Origin of the sequence: Gimesia algae (assembly GCF_007746795.1) — a bacterium.
GTDB classification, from domain to species: Bacteria; Planctomycetota; Planctomycetia; order Planctomycetales; family Planctomycetaceae; genus Gimesia; species Gimesia algae.
This window is the reverse complement of record NZ_CP036343.1, coordinates 208,389-229,801: the sequence shown is the minus strand read 5'-3', so window position 1 is coordinate 229,801 and position 21,413 is coordinate 208,389. Positions and strand designations below refer to the sequence as shown.

The window sequence follows — 21,413 nt, the reverse complement described above, 5'->3', positions numbered from 1 at the left end:
ATGAACGCGCATCTGCAACAACTGTTAAATTATACCCGACGTGAATTCTTCCAGCGGGCCGGCATGGGGGTCGGAGGCGCGGCGCTCACCACGCTGCTGGCCAATGACTTACAGGCGGCACTCCCCACAGCCGCCAACCCGATGGCGGCCCGCGAATCACATTTCACTCCCAAAGCCAAAAATGTGATCTTCCTGCACATGGTCGGCGCGCCGTCTCACCTCGACTTGTACGATGCGAAACCTAAACTGCAGGAACTGGACGGCGAACTCGTACCCGACAAGCTCTGGGAAGGACTGCGGCTGGCGTTCATTCGCGAACAGCCCAAACTGATGGGCAGCCCGTTCGCCTTTCAGCAGCAGGGAGAAGCGGGCCTCCCCATCTCGGAACTGATGCCTCACCTGGGTTCGGTCTCCGATGAACTCTGTATGATTCATTCCCTGAAAACCGATCACTTCAACCACGCACCCGCCCAGCTCTTTTTCCAGACCGGCTTCTCACGCTTCGGACGCCCTTCGCTGGGTTCGTGGGTCAACTATGGCCTGGGTTCCGCAAACAGTAACCTGCCCGGCTTCGTCGTACTGATTACCGGCAATGTCGCGGGAGCCGGAAACAGCCTGTGGGGTAGTGGCTTTCTACCCAGTATTTATCAGGGCGTTGAATTCCGTTCGTCGGGAGACCCGGTTCTGTTTCTGTCCAATCCCAAGGGAATGACAGGCGAAGACCGCAAGCGGATTATCGACAGTGTCAATCATCTCAATCAAGTTCAGCTGGCCGACGTAGGTGATCCGGAAATTGCCACACGCATCAATCAGTACGAGATGGCATATCGCATGCAGTCTGCGGTGCCCGAGCTGATGGATATTTCCAACGAACCAAAACACATTCACGAGCAGTATGGCACACTGCCGGGCAAAGCCAGCTTCGCCAACAACTGCCTGCTGGCGCGACGACTGGTGGAACGGGGTGTGCGGTTCGTGCAATTGTTCGACCAGGGCTGGGATCATCATGGCAGCATCGTGAAAAGTCTGAAGAACAAATGCCGACAGGTCGATCAACCGATCGCCGCGCTCATCAGAGACCTCAGACAGCGCGGCTTACTGGATGATACGCTGGTCGTCTGGGGCGCGGAGTTCGGCAGAACACCCATGGTGCAGGGAGATCGCAAAGCCCCCGGTCGCGATCACCATAAAGACGCTTATACCGTCTGGATGGCGGGCGGCGGTGTGAAGCGCGGCTTCACTTATGGAAAAACCGATGACATCGGTTTCAATGTGGCCGAAAATCCGATGCACGTCAACGATTTCCACGCGACACTGCTGCATCTGCTGGGCATGGACCACGAACGGCTCACGTTCAAATTCCAGGGGCTCGACATGCGGGTCACCGGAGTCGCCGGCAATGTAGTGCCGGAGATCATCGCCTGAGTACCGCGGCGATTTCAGTCGTCGGTTCGCAGCATCGGCTGGATTTCGGTGACGAAGTCATTCGCATCGGTGAAGTTGCGATAGACTGACGCGAACCGCACGAAAGCGACCTGATCGACGTCTTTCAAAACCGTGGAAACCCGTTCGCCGATAAATCGCGAGGGGACTTCCCGATCGAAATTCTCGTAGATTTCTGCTTCAATCTGCGCAACAATCGATTCAATCTGATCAGGGCTGACCGGGCGTTTGTAGCAGGCGGTCTCAATACCGGTGACCATTTTCATACGGTCAAAGGGAACCCGCGCGCCATCTTTCTTGATGACTTTGAGAGGTGACTCTTCGATTTTTTCGTAAGTCGTATAGCGTTTGCCACAGGCCAGACACTCTCGTCGTCGGCGCACACTGAAAGGTTGACTCAAACGTGAATCAATTACTTTCGTCTCACCATCACGACAAAAAGGGCACATCATGAACGACGCGACTCCTGTACTTATAACAACAGAACGGTCTCTTCACATTCAGAGATTTTCTGCAGACTGATATTTAAAAATAGCATGATCGAAACTGCGGCACCAGTCTATTGTTCCGAAATCCCCAACTTTTACGGGTTTACGACGCGTGGCTTTTCACACAATTCATCGCACAAACGGTTATTCAACAGGGCGATCCAGAATTTCCTCGTGTGCCTGTGATTCGTTCACGTCGGCTTTCAGATCATTCAGGGTATCTCGCAATTCGGCTTTGACACCCACAGAAACAAAGACCAGTACCACCAGAAATGCCACGCCACTGATCAGCAGCAGTAACGTCCAGATTGTCATCCACATATACATGATAATTTCTCACACTTCTGCTTTAGACTGTGTCCAGTTTTACTGTAGCGTTCCCAGGTCCATTTGGACCGAGTATATTAGATTGAGAGACGCTATGGTTAAATGTGACGCGCTCTAGGATTGACAGATTCAGCATTCGCCTCACGAGGCTGATCCGGAAAGAGCAGCGAACCCAATACATACACGACGGCGGAAAAGGTAAATGTAATCAACGTCAAATGAGTTCCATTGAGGTTCGAGGAGAACCAGCCATTGATCGTTTCCACGCAGGGTCCCATGGCGGACAGCCCCAGCAGGCCTCCCAGAATCGCCGCCAGCGCCCCGGCCTGACTCCCCCGCTTCCAGTATAAACCTCCGACCACCGTGGGGATCGCGCCTGCCAGGTAAACCGTGCCCGTCACTGCCAGATAACCCCATAAATCACTGCTGACCTCGTACCACAGACCCCAGATCAACAGCATCGCCCCAATCACAAAGATCGCAATGCGGGTCACTAAAATCCGCGCTCGCTGACTCATCGGCCCTGCCAGGGGGGCGACAATATCCTGGGTGATCACACCACTCCAGCAGAGCAGATAGCTATCATGCGTTGACATAAACGCGGCGATCATGCCTGCGGTCACCAGCCCCAGTAATCCGGTGGGCACGACTTTCGCCAGGAACAGAGGCATTGCCGACAGTGAGGTGATTGAGCTATTGGTCTTTACGGCTTCTTCAAACTCAGCAAACAGTTCGGGTTGAGACGCGAAGAACGCAAAAGTACCAATCCCCCAGAAGACGGGTAGTGCTCGCCGCGCCAGAAAAGAGATCGAACTTAGTGTATAGAGTCTCTTCGCGACCGCCGCACTCTGGCAGGAGAGCGTGCGAGCGGCACTGGTGGGCCACAACATGGCGGCGGAACCAATCACCACCGTCATCTGGATAATTTGCAACCAGCCAATCCCGCCCCCTTTTCCGGACGGATTTTCAGGATTCGTGGGATCAAAATACCCGTTCTGCTCGGTCACGATTGCAGAAAACCCGTCCCAGCCGATTGACCAGAAGACCACGCCCGTCACGATCACCATGCCGGTTCCCAGTATCAGAAACTGGATCAGATCGGTGATCACCACCGAGACCATGCCTCCCAGCACCGTATAAAACAGTACCAGCAATAACAGTCCGGTCATGATCAGCTTGAGATACATCTCATCCTGCAGGCCGGATATCGCGGTCAGAAACTGGGACCCCGCTTTCAGGAACAGCCCCATATTGAGGACGCCGGAAACCACCATCACGCTGGCCCCCACCACGCGGACGGACTGTGAATAGCGTTTTTCGTAGTATTCAGGGATCGTCATGATTGAGGAATCCCGCAGCCGATACACGACAAAACCGGTCAATCCAATCACCAGAACAGTACCTGCTTCCAGAAACGCCAGGTACAGCGACGCATATTGCTGGATAAAACCGAGCTCCGCCATATACATGACGGTCACCAGCCCCAGTTCGGTCCCGGTCATCGTCGCCAGAGCCAGCCGGATACGAAGTTTACGGCCTGCGACCAGATAATCAGACAGGTTTCCGACGTAACGATTGGCCCACAAACCAATTACGATCGAAGACAGCAGATAGCAGGCGACGATCGACCAGTCCAATAAGGTGAAATTTGTATCGTAAAGAGAAATGGCGGGGCCCCCTCGACTCTCGTTTGCGCGACGAAAATCGGAATTTCACGAAAAACAGCGGAAAGGAATCATTTACCAGCGGTTGCAATCAATGACCATTCCATTTACCATATGTCGCTTCGCAAATCGTCACGGGTCCAGAATCCGTTTGACCAGCCCGCTGATCACAGCGCTTCTTGCGAACGATACACCACTATGCCAGTTTTGACAGTCAATTTCCATAGTAAATGGCTGTCTTCGAAATAACATCTAACAAAGGGGATGACACCGTGTCACTCGACAAAAGTTTAAAGAGCAAAAGTACGCTGGTCCGTGCACGTAACGTGTTAAAGCGGGCGGAACGTATTGAAAAGTTGAAATTCGAAGACCGCTGGGTCGAAGGCCAGGGTGCCCTCGGTTTACCCAAAGTACGCGTCGAAAAGATTTCGATTGGTAAGAAGAAGAAAAAGAAGAAAGACGAAGACGAAGATTAATCGTCTGTCACTGTAGGGGGGAGGAGAGCCCTTTCTGTTTTCAGACTCTCCTCCGCAGATCCCCTGTTCTGAAGCGCAGCAATTATCGACCGGGGAGCAAGGAATGCATGCCCTGAATTTGCTACGGGCTGCCGGCGGCACTTTTACACGACGACGCTATCGTCGCGCCGCCCATTCGTTTCTTGACCACACCTCACGCTGCCGCGAAGTTCAGCAAGCGACACTGCAGCGCATCCTGCAGTTGAACGCCGACAGTGATTTCAGCCGCGAATGGCAGCTGGATGGTTCCTGTACAATCGAAGATTTCCAGGCCCGCTTTCCTGTCTCCGATTACGAACGCTTTCGCCCCTGGATTGATCGCGTTAAGAACGGTGAAACGACAGCCCTGCTGGGAGCCGCCAACCGACTGTTGATGTTTACCCTCAGCAGTGGCACGACCGCGGATTCCAAATTCATTCCCATCACGGAACCCTTTCTGAAAGACTATCGTCAGGGCTGGCAGAACTGGGGCATTCTGACCTACGACGATTTTCCCCGGCTCAAGTATCAGAATATCGTTCAGCTCACGAGTAATTTTGACAAGTTTCGGACCCCCGGCGGAACCCCCTGCGGCAATATCAGCGGGCTGGTGACTTCCATGCAGAGCCCCGCTGTCAAACTACTCTACACTTTGCCCGCCGCAGTGTCTCAGATTGAAGATCCACACCTCAAATACTTTACCGCCCTGCGGCTGGCAATCGCCGATCGCGAAGTCGGCATGATCACGACCGCCAACCCGAGCACCCTGCTGCATCTGGCACAGTTCGCAGATCAACATCGTGAATCACTAATCCGCGATATCGCAGACGGTCGACTCACCGGTGCTGCACACATGGAGCCCGCGATTCTGAAGACGCTGCAGTCAAAACTCAAACGCAAAAACCGCGCACGGGCCCGCGAACTGGAGCGCATCGTTGAACGTACGGGGCACCTCTATCCCCGCGACTTCTGGCCGGGACTGTCTCTGCTGGCAGTCTGGATGGGGGGATCGGCGGGTGCGTATCTGTCGCAACTGGCTCCCTATTATGGCACCCCACCTGTCCGCGATCATGGACTTTCCGCCAGCGAAGGGCGCATGACCATCCCCCTCGAATCGGGTAGTTCCACCGGCGTGCTGGATATCACATCCCACTTCTTTGAGTTTGTCCCTGAAGACGAAGACCCACTGACGACAGCGAATATTCTCACCGCCGATCAACTGGAAGTAGGGCACAACTATTTCATCCTGCTGACGACTCCCTCAGGTCTGTACCGTTACCATATCTGTGATGTCGTCCGCTGTACCGGGTTTCACAGCCAAACCCCACTGCTGGAGTTTCTGCATAAGGGCGCGCATATCTCCAATCTGACTGGCGAAAAGATTACCGAATCGCAGGTCGTGGCCGCAGTTCGCGGTGCCGTCGAATTCACTTCACTGGAAATCGGGCAGTACACCCTGATCCCGCAATGGGGAGAGCCTCCCCGCTATCAACTGCTGTTTGAAGCGTCCGCTCTGCCGTCGACCGATCAACTCCCGATTCTGCTGGAGTCACTTGACCAGCGTTTGCAGGAAACCAACTGTGAATATGCAGAGAAACGTCAGTCCGGTCGCCTGGCGGCCCCCATGTCATGTGAACTGACCCCAGGCACCTGGCAGCGGTTTGCCGCGGAGCGACAGCAGAAACTGGGCGGTAGCATCGAACAGTACAAACACCCCTGCCTGATCCCCGAACTCGATTACGCCCAGCAGATCCTGCGACGCTTTTCCGATTAACCTTGCTGTCAGACACGCCAATGCAGCCGTTATTTGAATACGGGCTGACTACTCCGCAGAAATCCGAACAGATCGCGCAGTTCCTGTTCACTGAGTTTATCAAGCAGTCCTTCCGGCATCAGCGACTTGGGCTGCTTGATCATTTCATCGATGTTTTCACGTTTGATTGTCACGTTCTGTCCGTCTGCACCCCGGATGACCACAATCTGCTGATCCTGGTCAAACAGGAACCCGGATACCACCAGACCATCCACGGTGATCACCAGATACGTTTCATAACCTTCCCTGATCTCCGCACTGGGATTGACCACGTGCATCAGCATCCGCAGTGAATCATCCCGTTTATATTGTGTCAGTTCCGGACCCACACGTTTTCCCTCACCAAACAGAATGTGACACTTCGCACAATTCTGCTGATAGAGTTCTTTCCCATGATACACATCACTGGACTCCGTTCCCAGCAGTTTGGAGACGCGGGCGATCTGATCCTGCATCTGCTGGTTCGATGCTCCCTTGATGGTCTTCCAGTGTTTGCTGACCAGATCAGCGATCTGTTGATCCTGATGAATGGTCATCTTCCTGACCAGGTCATCGGGAATTGTGTCGGCTTTAATTTCGCCGGCATCAATGGCAGCCAAAAATTGACGCGTCCACGCTTTGCGGCTGACCAGCGTTGACAGCGCCACTTCACGCACCGGTTCGTTGAAAGCAGAGTAGCGTTTTAAAATTGTCTCAGCGACTTGAGGTTCATTATATTTCTGTAATGCCACCAGCAGGCCGGTCTGTATGTCGGGTACTTTGCTGGTACTCAACAGCTTCTGCAGCGCGGGCAGAGCCTGGGGCTCCTGCAACTCACCCAGTACCTGGATATATTCGATAAGCTGTGCCTGATTTTTACCAGGTGACTTGATCGCCTCCAATGCCAGCTGAATCGCACGTGCATTGCCCAGCCGCATTTGTAACGTGGTAGAGCCACCCCCCGCATCCGCAAGTGCTTTCACCAGCGTTTCCGGCAAACCAGCCAGTGAACGACCTTTAAACGAATTCTCGAAACCCGTCATCAATATTTTCTTCGAGACATCATCGGGAGCCAGTTCGAACAGCTTCGCACAGGAAATCAGATCCGTGCGGCTGCCGGCGGTGGCATAGCGGCGCATCAAACGTTCCAGAATGGCCGTTTTGATCAACGGACGATTCCACAATTCGGAATTTTTGAACAGCGCGAGCACCTGTTCGCGATCGGAGTCTACTTTGGATTCCAGCGCCCACCAGACCATCAACGGCTGATGCCGGTCGTCGACATCTTCTGCATAGTTCGCAAGCGCTGCCACGATTGGCAGGCAGACATCCGCGGGTAAACGTCGCGCGGTGGCTGCCAACTGGCCGCGTACTTCGGCGTTCGGTTCGTCTTGTGCCAGCGCGATCAGGGCCTGACCCAGATGGGTGGAGACCACTTTATCATCCCCCAGCAGACGCACCGTCCAAAAGCGAACCATGGGATTCGGATGTTTCAACGTTTGCTCTGCGACCGTCTCATCGAACCCCTGACAAAGATTCAACGCCCAGAAGGCTTCCAGCGCCGGGTGGTCGTCATGTTCTTTGATCCACTTCTTGAGTGTAGGGATCGCCGCTGGATCTTTGCGATCACCGAGCAGCCGTAACGCCGTCCGTCGCTGCCATTCATTGGGATGCTTGAGCAGCTCCAGCAACTCGGGTGTTGTTTTCCTGCTGAGATCATCGAGCTTACGTGGCTTTGCCTCTTTTGCCTGGAAACGATAAATGCGACCGGAGTTGGGATCGACCTGTCCCTGATAGTGTTGTCCGTGGGCGATGAACTCTTCATAGAAATCAGCGACATACACGCCCCCATCCGGGCCGACCTTGATATCAATCGGTCGAAATCCCAGGTCAGTACTGCGGAGCGGGAAGCTGAGATCTTCTGTTTCAAACGTAGAGCCCAGGGGTTTGATTGAGGAATAGACCAGATATTGATGTAGCGGATCGACTGACAACAGATTGCCCCGATATTTTTCCGGCAGCGTATCCCCCTCATATTTCACCAGTGCATGACTGAAGCGAGGCGTGGCGGCATGTTTCATGAATGGCAGTAAGCCAAAAGCATAAGGATTACTGACATCGCCGTACTTGCGCTCGGTCCCTTTTTCGTAATACCCCCCCTGCACATAATAGAAACCACGTGTGCCGCCCCCGTTATGTCCAGAATAGACGCGGCCGTCGCCATCCACTTCCAGGCCAAAAGCATTCCCACCTCCTTCGGCGAACAGTTCGTAGCGTTTTGTTTCCGGATGATACCGCCAGACCGCAGGACCTTCACAGTAGATTGCCGGCGCATCGGCTTTGTCACTGTTTTTCAGATGTGAAACGACGTTACTTCCCTGCACCATGTACAACCAGCCATCTGGTCCCCATTGCAGACTGTTGGGAGCAGAGTGTGTATCCGAAATTCCAAAGCCCCGCAGATGCACTTCGGGATCGGCGTCGGGAATGTCGTCGTTATTTTTGTCGGGATAAAACATCAGGTAAGGTGGGTTGAGGACCCAGACGCCGCCGCGCCCTTTGACAACCGAAGTTGCGATGTTCAGATCGCCGGCGAAGACTTTATGATCGTCATATTTACCGTCACCATTGGTGTCTTCGTGAATCGTAATCCGGTCATTGCCGGGAAAATGATGCGGAGGTGGTGGCGGAACCTGATCGAATTCCATGCGATAATATTTATTGCGACTTAGGACCTTCAGTCCCGCGGGATACGGATACTGGCGATACTGCACGACCCACATGCGGCCCCGTTCATCAAAACTCATAAACAATGGTTGCCCGATGAGCGGTTCTGTCAGTAACTGCTCAACCCGCATGTCGGGGTCCAGTTCAAAGAGTTCCATTGATTTTTCGGGAGGCAGTCTGCGACCTGGCGAAAGCTTGCTGGAGCGTTTGAGTGTAGAAGTCGCGGGGGCAAACTGGTCGTAGGCCGCATGCTTCGGTTTGTCTGCAACCGCAGCGAGCGCCCACTTCGGATTGTCGCCGACCAGGAACTCCCACTCCCCTTTCAAGACACATTCCAGAAAGTAACCTGCCAGAATCGGAGGTACGCCCCGAAAACCACCCGGGCCCTCTGCATTATAAACGCGTACAGCAATCGTGTTGTACTTTCCCAGTTTCAGAGTTCCCGGCGGAACCTTGTAGCGCTGGTACTTGTCAAACCCGCTTTCATATTGGGGAGGGAAGCTGCCAATCTGCCCGATGCGGGTCCCATTAATGTACAGCTCATGCGCGTCTGCCAGCTTTTCAATCGACAGCGTTACCGAATCCCGCCACAGGGGACGTGCATTGAGATCCGCCCAGTTATCCGGGACCTTGACGTAACAGCGGTACCAGGCGAAGCCATCGTAATCAGCATACTTGCCATCCAGCTGCTCCTCCCAATCGCCGGGAACCTGTACTAACTCAGGTGGGGAATCGGATTCGGCAGCAGGCAGATTTCCGACAGAATTCAAACAGACAATGAGAAACAGGACTGTGAAGCGACAGACTTTCATCTAAGAAACTCCCGGAAAACGCACAGTATAGGTGTTATTCTATCAAGACTTGAGAAAATTAAGGTTCTTAATATATTTGATCAGAGCAGGCAGCAGAATTCAACGTTGTTTCAAAGGATTACGTTTGAATTCCGGTGATGTCAGGAGATTTCACTGTAACCCGTTCAGTACCGAGCGTACGGATTATGAGAGGTGTAAACGGTGCCTCGCCTGTTGATTTGGGAATAGATTAATTTTCCTTGAAATATTTTCAGTAATTTTACGTTAGGTTCGTAGTGAAACCCAACAATAAAAAAACAGAGAACCATAGCGATGCGAAACACCCTGGAGAAACAGACATTGGAAACTTCTCGACTTATTCTGAGACAGTGGCGCAAAGAGGATGTCGCCCCTTTCGCAGAGATGAATGCAGACCGGAAGGTCATGCAATATTTTCCTGAGACACTCTCTTACGAAGAGAGTGCACAACTGGTCGAACGGTATCAACAGCATTTTGATGAGTACGGCTTTGGTCTCTGGGCGGTTGAGATTAAAGATCAGTCCACGTTCGCTGGCTTTATTGGGCTGGCAGTGCCGCAGTTTACCGCTTATTTCACCCCCTGTGTTGAGATCGGCTGGCGACTGGCGGCTCCACACTGGAACCAGGGCTATGCGACAGAGGGAGCACAGGCAGCGCTGGATTTTGGATTCAATAATTGTAATCTGAAAGAGATTGTTTCTTTTACCGTCCCGGCCAATGTCGCTTCGCGACGCGTGATGGAAAAAATTGGGATGAGCTACATCGATAACTTCGATCACCCTGCGATTCCTGGCGATGACCCGCTCTCCCGTCATGTCCTGTATCGGATTACCAAAGAAGAACGGGACGCGCTAGAGGCAGCTTGATGCTTACTTCGAGAGACGGTCGAGAATATTTTTTGTCACCTGCTGTACGACCGGGTCTTTTCCGCGCAGTCCATGTGCCCAGTCGGTGCTGCCGACCGTGAAGACTGTACCCCCGTTGGTATACATTCCCAAGATCGCAGCCCCCACGCGATCTTTTTCAAACCGGTCATACCACAGGCTATCGCCGGGTGCCCATTTCGCCGGACAGGAAGCCAGAATTTCAAACGTACGGGGCGTCCCATCCTTGAAGGTCGGGACGGGCAGACCCTCTTTCATCTCAAACTGACAGCCATCACATTCGTAACCCACAATGCTGTCTTTGCCGCCGAATTCGTCGCCTTGTTTGATGCTGGTCTTCTCAAACACCCAGTGTGCGGGACGATGTACTTTATAAGCGCCCGAGCCATCCATAAACTGCCCGTGGCTCTTGTGATATCCGCCATACAGAAAGCCAACACCCGTTAACTGATTTTCAGGCCGGTTCACCAGATGATGGCTCCAGAGCGTGGACAGCAGACGGTGATCGCCGTCCGGGAACAGCGGGTCCTGGTTATACCCTTGTTTCCAGCAGGTCAGCGCCCGTCCGTCGTCCTCACTGCGCACCTGCCAGCAGACCGAGTTGCCACTGAAGAACGCTACGTTCCCGCCCTGGCTGATAAACTGTTCCAGGTGATCGCGCATCGGAGCTGACCAGTATTCATCATGGCCGACGCTTAAAACCAGGCGATAATGCTGCAGTAATTCCGGATGAAATTCCAGATCACTGTTGGCGATGTAATCCAGCTGATAGCCGTTACTTTCTGCCCAGATAATAAACGGCAGTTCCCAGTTGGCAAACTGTCCTGCCAGGGGACGATTGAACGATACACGATGCCCCTGCAGATTGGCCCGACCGTGATAGCTGTAAAGACTGGAGCCGCCCCAGTTGTTATAAGCGTTGTATGTATTTGTACTCAGCTGAATCAGAATCTTTGTCTGGCTGCCCGGCTTTTTTGCGCGCACGATGAAAAACAGATTTGATTCCGCGGTTCGAGAATTTCGCTGAATGAACTTCCCGCCCCGATCTGCGACCGATAACCGAACATTGTAATATCCGCTCTGCCAGGAATCGGGTACGGTCAACTCAAAAGCGACTGGCCACTGACAACCATGCGACGAAGCATTTTCGGGAACGGGGTAGGCAGCGCCGTTCTTACGGGTCTCTTTGAAAACGGTTTTATTCTCCGGTCCCAGACGAGTGATTGCGACGGTGTACTGCGGCTCCGAACTGGAAAGATGAAAGGCGACCTTCTCACCAGGTTGATAACTCAGCTGACTGGTATAACCTTCAATAAAGATCGAGCCGGCATCGTCGTTGGCAGCGGCGCGCGGAGCCGTCCACATGCCTGCGATCAGCAACATCAGAAACAGTCTCAAGCAGCAAGAAATCATCGTCGTCTTCCTCTATCAGTTGTGCCGGCTGTAAATCAGTGGATTCGGTTCTGTTAATCCTAACAAGACCGGGAAATGCTTGCTATTCCGGCGCAGAGAAATCACAGGCACACGATAAAGCAGACGTTCAGAATTATTGACGGCTGTGATTCTGCTGCCGAAATTCACGGGGCGACATCCCCATCACACGACCGAACATGCGGATCATCGCTTCCTGATGCTGAAATCCACAGCGAGTCGCTATTTGCGAGATCGTCAGATTCGTTTCCTGCAGCAGCTTGAGAATTCGTTTCAATTTTTCCTGGCGAATTTCTGCCGCCGGGGAACGATGCAGGGCTTTCTGAAAACGATGCTCCAGTATTCGACGCGAGACATTCAACTGATCGGTGAGATCGGAAACCTGCAATGCTTCCTGCGCGTGTTGGCGGATGAACTGAATGGCTTCGCGGACCAGATCATCATCGGCAAACAGCGTATCGGTCGAAGCACGTTCTTCGATTGACAGGGGAGGCACCAGAATCGGTTCCACCGGCGGCGACTCTCCCTGAATCAGCTGGTCCAGCAGTTGCGCCGCTTCGTAACCCACCACATGTGGTGCCTGATTGATACAGGAGAGAGGCACGGGAGACAGCGCCGACATCAGCGGATCATGCTCGATGCTGAGAATCGCCACCTGATCGGGAATTTCCAGATGATGGTTCACACACACCGTCGCGACTTCACGCCCCACCTTGCTCGACCAGACCAATAGCGCCACCGGCTTCGGCAGTTCCCGCAACCACTCCTTTAAACGTTTCTGCTGTTTCTCATAGTCGTCTTCTTTCGTCAGTTCATAATAAGGAAAATGAAAGCAGACCCCTTCCCCCTGCGCTATGATTTCCTGAAACTCATTCTCGATCGTCGGTAGATACTTCAACGTCGGATCAGGGCCGATATACCCGTAGGAACGAAATCCTTTTTGCAGAAAGAAGTCCGCTGCCAGTCGGGCACAGGCCCGCTCGTCAGAAACCACTTTGGGAATTTTTGCGGTATGCTTACCCAGCCACGACACATTGACCGCAGGCAACTTCCGCCGCAGAATCGACTGCTGAATGCGGGCATCGGTCAGACGACAAATCGTGCCATGCCCGTTCCAGGACGCAGGCAATCTCAATTGTTCCTGCAGTCCGCGGAACTCAATCCAGAAGTCCCAGCCCCCCTGCTCGAGGGCATAGTCAGCGATCCCCTGAATGATCTGGCGACTCCAGTCGCTGGAAGTCTGTACGAGTAAGGCGATTTTGCGTCGTTCGGGGAATCTCAAGGGAGTTCGTTTCTGTCTGAGGAAATCAAAGGGAGCCAGTCATTTTATGCCTGAATCATAGCTCCCGTCGGTTTGCCTATGTTAAAGATGCGATGAAGACGATGTAAATATTATCAATTATACTGCGTATTTTGTCATTGTATTTTGAAAAAATTCCTCGATACTTTCCCTGTGCAATGAAGCTTGCGACAGGTCTGGCGGTAAGTTTCTCCTGTTTTTCCGCCAGACCGTCCGCGGGTTTGAATTCTGTTTCCAGGCGACCGCGTGTCAGACCTGCCCCCGTTATCCAAACACTCACCCTGCTCCTGAAACCATGTCGACTCAAACTTACTCCAGCGAATACGATGTCATTGTGATTGGCGGCGGCGTACTGGGAGCCTTCCATGCCTACTTCGCCATGCGTCAGGGTTTCAAGACGCTACTGATCGAACGCAATGTCTTTCCCCAACAGGCGTCTGCCCGCAATTTCGGGTTGATTATTCCCAGCGCCATGCCTGCTGGCCGCTGGCGCGACCGGGCAATCGCTTCCTGCGAGATCTATTCTGAACTCTCTGAGTTACTCGGTGTTCCGCTGCAACGCATGGGGACTCAGTATCTGGCGCACACGGAAGCAGAAGCCGACTTCCTGAGACAGATGGCACTCTCCTCTGAAGACTCCTTATGTCCGGTGGAATTCTATACCGCAGAAGAAACCATTCGTTCCAGTTGCTGTCTGAATCCGGAATTTTGCCAAGGCAGTCTGTTTTTCCCACAGGATCTGCAGCTGGATCCCGACCAGTTTTTTCGTGCCTTGATCAACTGGATTGCGTGTACTTCAGACTGTGATTATCTACCGAACACCACGGCGATCTCCGTGGAATCACAGGGCAGCCACAACCGCGTCAAAACATCATCAGGCAGAGAATTTCAGGCGTACCATGTTTTTGTCTGTTCTGGAGCCGACTTGCAGACCCTGTTTCCTGATGTCTATTCCACACGGAACCTGCAGTACTGCAAACTGCAGATGCTGAAACTCTCCAATCCCGAAAACCGTACGCTGGGAACAAGCATCGCATCGCCCATCGCACTCACGCGTTATCCCGCGTTTCTGAATGCACAATTTCTACAGGGCGTGTCCCTGCCTGCGCCCGACCCGGTTCTTGAGGAGCTGGGCATTCAGATCTGGATCACTCAAAATCAGAATAACGAATTCATTCTTGGCGATTCACACGCTTACTCGACCGACCCGCCTACCGAATTTTTGTCAGCCGAGGTGGAAGCGCAGATGATTAATTATGCGCGAAAGATGTTCGTTAAACTCGACTTTCAGGTACTTGACCGCTGGTGTGGTATTTATACTGAAGAACAGTCCACAGGACTGTTTCAGCAGACGCTGGATGAAAGCATCCATTTAATCACGGGGATTGGAAGCAAGGGAATGACGACGGGCCCGGGGCTCGCCAGAGAAAATCTCAGCCAGCTCTCTCTTTCAAAAAGTCGCATATAATGTCGAAGCATCCGAATCGTAACTGGCAAATCATGACTCTGTTGAGTCTGTTTCTGGGTTATGTCGGCTATTACATCTGCCGCTCGAACCTGGCCGTCGCAACGCCGCTGCTGCTCAAAGAGTACGCGGAAGCCGGTATCACCAAAACCGACATCGGTACCGTGGCTTCCGTCGGGGTCATGTTGTATGCCCTCGGAAAAATCATGAACGGCTACCTGGCTGATTTTCTCGGCGGTCGGCTGATGTTCCTGACCGGGATGATCGCATCTGTCCTGTGTTCGATCTGGTTTGGTCTGGCTGGTGGCTTAACGTTGTTCATTCTCATCTGGGCCTGTAATCGCTTTTTTCAGTCGATGGGCTGGGTGGCTCTGGTAAAAACGGCCTCGCGCTGGTTTCCCGTACAATGGCATGCGACCGTGATGGCTGTCCTCTCACTTTCGTTTCTGTTCGGCGATGCGTTTGCCCGCGTCTATCTCGGCAGCCTGATCATGCTCGGAGAACGCGATACCTCATTCAGTTTTCTGGCAGACTGGCGTAGCATCTTTTTCATCGCCGCCGGCACACTGGGATTGATTACTGTTTTTGTTTATTTCAGCTTGAAATCCAGCCCGATGGATGTCGGCCTGGAAGAACCGGAAGCGAACCCGCTGAACGTATATGGGGCGGAAGGAAATCATGCACAGCGAATTTCCATCAAAGAGGTACTCATACCGCTGTTCGCCAGTCCGCTGTTCTGGCTGATCTGTATTATGAATTTCAGCCTGACCCTGGTCCGCGAAACGTTTAACTTCTGGACCCCCACTTTCCTGAATGAAGTTGCAAAGTTTGATATCGGCCAGGCCGCTGTGGGCAGCATGCTGTTTCCACTGGTCGGAGGCTGTTCGGCTCTGCTGGCGGGAGTCACCTCGGATCGCCTCAAAGGAAGACACGGCCGTGTCGTATTGCCCAGCCTGATCCTGTTGGTCCTGTCACTGATATTATTAACCACCATAGACGTCTCGGGCAAGCCGTATCTGGCGCTGACACTGTTGTCCCTGGTCGCCTTTTTTCTGATGGCCCCTTATTCGTTTCTCTCGGGAGTGATGGCGATTGACCTTGGCGGAAAGCGGGGCTGTTCGACCGTCGCTGGCCTCGTCGATTCCGCCGGTTACCTGGGTGCGATACTTTCTGGTCACACGGTCGGAATGATTGCAGAATACTACGGCTGGAGGATGGCATTCGGCGGGCTGGCGGGAATCTGCTGCACCGCCGTCATTGCCGGAGTGATCTACTGGCGGATTCAGGAACGGCAGATGAACCTGGCGCAACTCTTGCTCTCGGAACCTGAAAAGGAGGGTCCCGATGTCTCACAATGATCCGGCTAAGATCGTTGTTGAAATCAGGCAACGCTTTCAGGAAAAAGGCACCGACATGTATGCTGGCGAAGCGATCTCGCAGACAGAGCACGCTTTACAGGCAGCATTTGCAGCCGAACAGGCTGGGGAGTCGGCAGAGCTGATCGTGGCTGCGTTACTGCACGACATCGGCCACCTGCTGCACAAACACGATGAAGACTGCGTGACGCAGGGCATTGATGATCTGCATGAACGCATCGGCGCTCAATGGCTGGTGCGTTATTTCCCGAAAGATGTGACCGAACCCATTCGACTACACGTCGCTGCGAAACGCTATCGCTGTGCCACCGATGCCGAATATGCGTCTCGACTGTCACCCGCTTCGGTGCTCAGCCTGCAGTTACAGGGAGGCCCCTTTGACTCCGCAGAACAGATGGAGTTCGAACACAGTCCCTGGTCGCAGGAGGCGCTTCGTCTGCGCAACTGGGATGAAGCCGCCAAAGTACCGGACTTCGAAACCCCCGAACTTGAATATTTTTTAACTTACGTCCAGAGAGTCCTGCAGCAGCAGACTCCGGATACTGATGAATGAAGGAAATTATGAAACCTGAAACAATCAAACTGGTCATCTTCGACTGGGCCGGCACGACGATTGACCATGGCTGCTTTGCGCCGATCTCTGCCTTTATCAAAGCCTTCAAAGCATGTGGCGTAGACCTGACACCACAGCAGGCGCGCGGCCCGATGGGCCTGCATAAGCAGGATCACATTCGCAGCCTGTTTCAACTGGATGAGATCGCCGCGCAATGGGAAGCACTCCAGCAACGCGCCTGGACAGAAAACGATGTGAAACACATCTACGAAACCTTCATGCCTCTACAGGTCGAGGAAGCAAAACTGTTTACCGAAATTGTTCCCCACCTGTGTGAAACCATTTCGCGATTGCGAGATCAGGGAATCAAAATCGGTTCGACCACCGGTTACCCGCGCATTGTGGCGGATCCGGTTCTGGAGGCAGCACGGGCACAAGGCTACTCGCCCGATTTCAGCATGTGTGCTGACGAAGTTCCCGCAGGGCGCCCCGCTCCCTGGATGATCTATCGCAACATGGAAGCGCTGGGCGTCTTTCCCCCCTCGGCAGTCGTCAAGGTGGGTGATACGCTTCCCGATATCGAAGCCGGGTTGAACGCGGGCACATGGACCGTCGGCCTGACACAGACGGGCAGCGAAGTCGGCCTGACAGTTGCTGAATTTGCAGCCTTAAGCGATGAACAGAAAGCAGATCGATTAGCAATCGCAGAAACCAAACTCAAAAACGCCGGGGCGCATTTCGTGATTCCCACACTGGAAGGACTGCCTGACATCATTGAGCAACTAAACGCAGGAGAAAATTGAAATGGACGCGGATATTCCCTACCTGTTATTGACTCCTGGCCCCTTGACCACGACCCGCAGTGTGCGCGAAGCCATGCTGGCCGACTACTCGACCTGGGACGTGGATTACAATCAGCGCGTGATGGAAATCCGCGAACGCCTGGTACGACTGGCGACGGACTCCGACGATTACACGGCTGTCCTGATGCAGGGCAGCGGCACATTTTCTGTCGAAGCGACGATCGGATCGGTCATCCCGCCGGACGGAAAACTGCTGGTCATTTCCAACGGTGCGTATGGCAGCCGGATCGCTCAGATCGCCCGCTGTCTGAAGATCCCCCTGCAGGAACTCTCTTTTTCAGAAACCGAGCCACCCGATCTGCTACAGATCCGTGCAACGCTGGGCGCTGATTCAGACATCACGCATGTGGCGATGGTGCACTGCGAAACCACGACCGGCATGATCAACGCCGCTCAGGAAGTCGGCAAACTGGCACACGCCGCCGGGAAGGATTACATCCTGGATGCCATGTCTTCCTTTGGGGGTATTCCAATTTCCATGGAAGACTTTCACGTGGATTACCTGATTTCCTCGGCCAATAAATGTATCCAGGGTGTACCCGGTTTTGGATTTGTGATCGCAAATCAGCAGAAACTGGAGCAGACCAAAGGCCTGGCGCGTTCTCTGAGTCTGGATCTGTATGACCAGTGGTACGAAATGGAACACAAGGGTGGCAAATGGCGTTACACATCACCCACGCATGTGGTCAATGCCTTCCTGCAGGCGCTGGAGGAACTGGATGAGGAAGGTGGTGTTTCTGCGAGGCATGCACGGTATCTGGAAAATCAGTCGACGCTGGTGACAGAAATGCAGAAACGGGGTCTGCAGCCCCTGCTGCCTCGGGAACTGCAGTCGCCGATCATTACGTCGTTTTATTATCCCGAGTGTCCCGCATTCCAGTTCAACCAGTTTTATGATGAATTAAAACAGAGGCGTTACGTGATTTATCCGGGCAAAATCAGTCAGGCGGATACATTCCGCATCGGCAATATCGGTCATGTCTACCCGGCAGACATCATCGATCTGGTAGAACAAATTGAACAGACGCTCAATGGAATGGGTGTACGCGTAGAAAATCCCTCAATTCATTAGCTCCGAAAAAAACAACTCGTTCACTTTCCGTTTACCGGTTTGCCGTTTATAAAAAACATAAAATTCCTATCCGCCATGTCCAACAAATGTGTTTGTCTCAATAATTTAACTATCTGAAAAGCAGTTCATTCAGATAGGGTTATCTGCCAACAGTCTTAGTGTCTTATGATGAGTGATCAATGCACTTCTGTCATCCTGCAAGATGATGACCGAAAGTTAGAATATACCCGAGTCGACCGACCCCAATTGAAACCGGGTGAAGTACTGGTTGAAATATTGTGTTGTACCATCTGTGGAAGCGACCTGCATACCTTTGAAGGTACACGCTCTACGCCCTGCCCGACCATCCTGGGGCATGAGATGGTCGGACGCGTGGTCGATATGCATCCGGAATATCAGGTCAAAGATTTTCTGGAGCGTCCGGTGGAACTGGACGACCGGATCACCTGGTCGGTCGCGGTCTCCTGCAAAAAATGTGAATTCTGTAAACGTGGGCTGACACAGAAATGTACGCGGCTCTTCAAATACGGTCATCAGCGGTTGGACGAGCAGAATTATCTGAGTGGCGGACTGGCCAGTCACTGCCATCTTGTCAAAGGCACGACTATTTTTAAAGTCCCCGGGTCATTGCCCGATCTGATTGCCAGTCCGGCGAACTGTGCCACTGCGACTGTCATGGCAGCATTCCGCCTGGCAGGTGACATTCAGGAAAAAACCGTCTTAATTCTGGGAGCGGGTATGCTGGGAGTGACTGCCTCTGCGGTCGCCCATGCGAAAAACGCTGGTACGATCTTTGTGACCGATATTGACCCGGAACGCGTCCGACGCAGTCTGGAGTTCGGTGCCCGGCATGCATTGCTGGGAAAAAAAGAACAGCCACTACATCAGGAAATACTGCATCTGACCGAAGGACGCGGTGTGGATCTCGTGTTCGATATGACGGGGGCTCCCGATGTCATCGAGAGTGGCCTGCAAGCGATGGCAATTGGAGGAGCCATGATACTCGTGGGATCCGTTTATCCGGCTCGTCCGGTCCAGCTTTCTGCAGAGACGATTGTCCGCAGATTACTGCGTATCGAAGGCATTCATAATTACGTGGATCTGGATCTGGCCAATGCCCTGAATTTCCTGGAGCGGTTCCAGAACCAGTATCCCTTTTCCCGACTCTGCGAGCAGACTTTTCAGCTGAGTGAAATTAAGGCGGCTTTTGAAGAATCGGCTAACCGTCGCTCGTATCGTGTCGCTGTCCTGCCTGATCAGACTGGCTGAGATGCAACAGGTTGAACGTCAGTATTCCGTCATTGCAGCTATCGGAATTGATACACAGGATTTCAGAAGTCGATCTCGGCAGACTGACCCAGATCAATTCCGCCTCGGGCAGGACTCGCTCCGCGGTGATAACGGCTCGCCGGTCGCTGTTGAGATCGCATTTGCTGTGCAGGCCGGGACGCTGGTTGAGTCCGGGACGGGGAAGCAGATGCTGAATCCTGATGCAGTGAGGTGCGAGGCAATCGTTTCGCTTCCGGTACGAAGGCAACGGACTCCTGCACGCGTCTTTTTTCTGGTGCTCGACCGCTGAAGGGAATGCGTGATTCGATCGGCAGAGGCCGTGATTCTCGCTGCATTTCTTCAGTTGGTTCCACACTGGCCAGTTCGGTCTGCCCGGGCATCTCGGTGGCAAAGTCGGTTTCACCCTGATCGGGGCTCTGTGAGCGAATTACAAAATCTTTATTATCAACCGCTGATGGCTGTTTTGGTTCTACTGCAGCCAGCTGCTGACCGGCTGGCAGATTCAAAGCCGGGCTGCCTGCCATAATCCAGCTGCCCCAGCGTTGCTCCAGCGCTTCGACGTTTTTGATTTTGTACATTTTCGCAATCGCTTCGTCCCAGCCATTTTTGTGAGCATCTTCCAGAAACATCAGGTAGCGTTTTTTGCCACCAGTCTGCAGCAGGTAATCTGCCAGAGAGTAGCCTTCCGCATACAAAGTCAGTACCTGTTGCATTTCTGAAGGGTATTCGGTCATCGAGAGCAGGTTCCTGAGAGGAATCCGTTTATTGGTTCCCATCACCTGGCGATTCAGCAGGCGTTGACGTCGTTTTTCTGATTCGTGTTCCACAATCGTTGCTGCCCCTTCATCGGCCCAGCGAGGCAGTGGCCGACGAAAGTGACAGGCAAAGATCGTATGATTGACTTCGTGGGGCAGGACGGAATCCAGGATGCGTTCCAGAGAACCCTGGATCTCCATGTTCCAGCCAAACACTTCGCCGCCATCAAAGGAGAAGGTGGTCGCACCGCCGGCACCATAGTTACCGACTTTGACTTTGATCGGACAGGGGGCAAACCAGTTGGGAAGTTCGTGTCCCAGCCAGGTAATGGCCAGTTCCTTCCGATAGATCTCAGCAGCGTCGCCTACCTGTTTCGCGACTTCCGCGGTCGGGGCATGTGTTACGAAGTTAGGAGTTTTGTAAGAAGCACCCAGCGAGATGAATGAAGCCAGGAATAATACGAGACAGCGACTAAGTTGAGCTTCCATGCCCTCTTGATCCTTTTTGTTGCAGCCACAGATGCGGGTCTGTGGCTGACAAACTCAGCGATTGGTTGTAACGGGATAGTTGGGTCGATCACTCGAATTTGGGGTTTGAGATTTGATCGTGGTGGAACCTGAAGTTCCTGTGACTTGAATTGAACGTCGGTGAATTCCA

General features: G+C 53.2%; 18 protein-coding genes. 10 read left to right on the top strand and 8 right to left on the bottom strand.

The window, feature by feature from the left end; genetic code table 11:
• The gene (locus tag Pan161_RS00885) at nt 1-1,425 is read left to right on the top strand and encodes a DUF1501 domain-containing protein (protein WP_145223736.1); all 1,425 of its coding nucleotides are present in this window, start codon (nt 1-3) and stop codon (nt 1,423-1,425) included.
• 14 nt (nt 1,426-1,439) lie between these two features.
• Here the strand turns inward: Pan161_RS00885 and nrdR are convergent, their stop codons facing one another.
• The 3 genes from nrdR to Pan161_RS00870 form a co-directional block, all read right to left on the bottom strand.
• The gene (gene nrdR / locus Pan161_RS00880) at nt 1,440-1,895 is read right to left on the bottom strand and encodes a transcriptional regulator NrdR (RefSeq protein ID WP_002648999.1); all 456 of its coding nucleotides are present in this window, start codon (nt 1,893-1,895) and stop codon (nt 1,440-1,442) included.
• Between the two features lie 180 nt (nt 1,896-2,075).
• Nucleotides 2,076-2,258 carry a hypothetical protein gene (locus Pan161_RS00875; RefSeq protein WP_145223735.1) on the bottom strand — a complete coding sequence of 61 codons (183 nt, stop codon included), beginning with the start codon at nt 2,256-2,258 and terminating at the stop codon, nt 2,076-2,078.
• Between the two features lie 98 nt (nt 2,259-2,356).
• On the bottom strand, nt 2,357-3,895 hold the full coding sequence (locus Pan161_RS00870) for a sodium:solute symporter family protein (protein ID WP_197995624.1): 1,539 nt from the start codon (nt 3,893-3,895) through the stop codon (nt 2,357-2,359).
• Between the two features lie 299 nt (nt 3,896-4,194).
• On the opposite strand from Pan161_RS00870, the gene Pan161_RS00865 reads away from it, so the two are divergent.
• Nucleotides 4,195-4,398, top strand: a complete 204-nt coding sequence (locus tag Pan161_RS00865; RefSeq protein WP_145223733.1) for a small basic protein — start codon at nt 4,195-4,197, stop codon at nt 4,396-4,398.
• Between the two features lie 103 nt (nt 4,399-4,501).
• Nucleotides 4,502-6,190: a GH3 auxin-responsive promoter family protein gene (locus Pan161_RS00860; RefSeq protein ID WP_145223732.1), complete on the top strand. Its 1,689-nt coding sequence runs from the start codon at nt 4,502-4,504 to the stop codon at nt 6,188-6,190.
• 29 nt (nt 6,191-6,219) lie between these two features.
• On the opposite strand, the gene Pan161_RS00855 is transcribed toward Pan161_RS00860, so the two are convergent.
• Nucleotides 6,220-9,747, bottom strand: coding sequence for a PVC-type heme-binding CxxCH protein (locus Pan161_RS00855; protein ID WP_145223731.1), 3,528 nt, complete (start codon nt 9,745-9,747; stop codon nt 6,220-6,222).
• 312 nt (nt 9,748-10,059) lie between these two features.
• On the opposite strand from Pan161_RS00855, the gene Pan161_RS00850 reads away from it, so the two are divergent.
• The gene (locus Pan161_RS00850; protein ID WP_145223730.1) at nt 10,060-10,632 is read left to right on the top strand and encodes a GNAT family N-acetyltransferase; all 573 of its coding nucleotides are present in this window, start codon (nt 10,060-10,062) and stop codon (nt 10,630-10,632) included.
• Between the two features lie 3 nt (nt 10,633-10,635).
• Here Pan161_RS00850 and Pan161_RS00845 read toward each other — a convergent pair whose 3' ends face one another.
• The 3 genes from Pan161_RS00845 to Pan161_RS00835 form a co-directional block, all read right to left on the bottom strand.
• Nucleotides 10,636-12,063: a N,N-dimethylformamidase beta subunit family domain-containing protein gene (locus Pan161_RS00845; protein ID WP_145223729.1), complete on the bottom strand. Its 1,428-nt coding sequence runs from the start codon at nt 12,061-12,063 to the stop codon at nt 10,636-10,638.
• Between the two features lie 133 nt (nt 12,064-12,196).
• Nucleotides 12,197-13,363 (bottom strand): AraC family transcriptional regulator, encoded by a 1,167-nt coding sequence (locus Pan161_RS00840; protein ID WP_145223728.1) that lies wholly within the window; start codon nt 13,361-13,363, stop codon nt 12,197-12,199.
• Between the two features lie 76 nt (nt 13,364-13,439).
• The gene (locus tag Pan161_RS00835; RefSeq protein ID WP_145223727.1) at nt 13,440-13,661 is read right to left on the bottom strand and encodes a hypothetical protein; all 222 of its coding nucleotides are present in this window, start codon (nt 13,659-13,661) and stop codon (nt 13,440-13,442) included.
• A gap of 15 nt (nt 13,662-13,676) precedes the next feature.
• On the opposite strand from Pan161_RS00835, the gene Pan161_RS00830 reads away from it, so the two are divergent.
• From Pan161_RS00830 to Pan161_RS00805, 6 genes are all read left to right on the top strand, one after another.
• Nucleotides 13,677-14,849, top strand: a complete 1,173-nt coding sequence (locus tag Pan161_RS00830; RefSeq protein ID WP_145223726.1) for a TIGR03364 family FAD-dependent oxidoreductase — start codon at nt 13,677-13,679, stop codon at nt 14,847-14,849.
• The gene (locus Pan161_RS00825; RefSeq protein ID WP_145223725.1) at nt 14,849-16,204 is read left to right on the top strand and encodes an MFS transporter; all 1,356 of its coding nucleotides are present in this window, start codon (nt 14,849-14,851) and stop codon (nt 16,202-16,204) included. Before Pan161_RS00830 ends, Pan161_RS00825 begins: the two co-directional genes overlap by 1 nt.
• On the top strand, nt 16,191-16,775 hold the full coding sequence (locus Pan161_RS00820; RefSeq protein ID WP_145223724.1) for a phosphonate degradation HD-domain oxygenase: 585 nt from the start codon (nt 16,191-16,193) through the stop codon (nt 16,773-16,775). Before Pan161_RS00825 ends, Pan161_RS00820 begins: the two co-directional genes overlap by 14 nt.
• A gap of 8 nt (nt 16,776-16,783) precedes the next feature.
• On the top strand, nt 16,784-17,578 hold the full coding sequence (gene phnX / locus Pan161_RS00815) for a phosphonoacetaldehyde hydrolase (RefSeq protein WP_232103575.1): 795 nt from the start codon (nt 16,784-16,786) through the stop codon (nt 17,576-17,578).
• Nucleotide 17,579: 1 nt separating this feature from the next.
• On the top strand, nt 17,580-18,710 hold the full coding sequence (phnW, locus tag Pan161_RS00810; RefSeq protein WP_145223722.1) for a 2-aminoethylphosphonate--pyruvate transaminase: 1,131 nt from the start codon (nt 17,580-17,582) through the stop codon (nt 18,708-18,710).
• 165 nt (nt 18,711-18,875) lie between these two features.
• Nucleotides 18,876-19,979 (top strand): zinc-binding dehydrogenase, encoded by a 1,104-nt coding sequence (locus Pan161_RS00805; protein WP_145223721.1) that lies wholly within the window; start codon nt 18,876-18,878, stop codon nt 19,977-19,979.
• Between the two features lie 62 nt (nt 19,980-20,041).
• Here the strand turns inward: Pan161_RS00805 and Pan161_RS00800 are convergent, their stop codons facing one another.
• The gene (locus Pan161_RS00800; protein ID WP_145223720.1) at nt 20,042-21,244 is read right to left on the bottom strand and encodes a gluzincin family metallopeptidase; all 1,203 of its coding nucleotides are present in this window, start codon (nt 21,242-21,244) and stop codon (nt 20,042-20,044) included.
• Nucleotides 21,245-21,413: the final 169 nt, after the last annotated feature.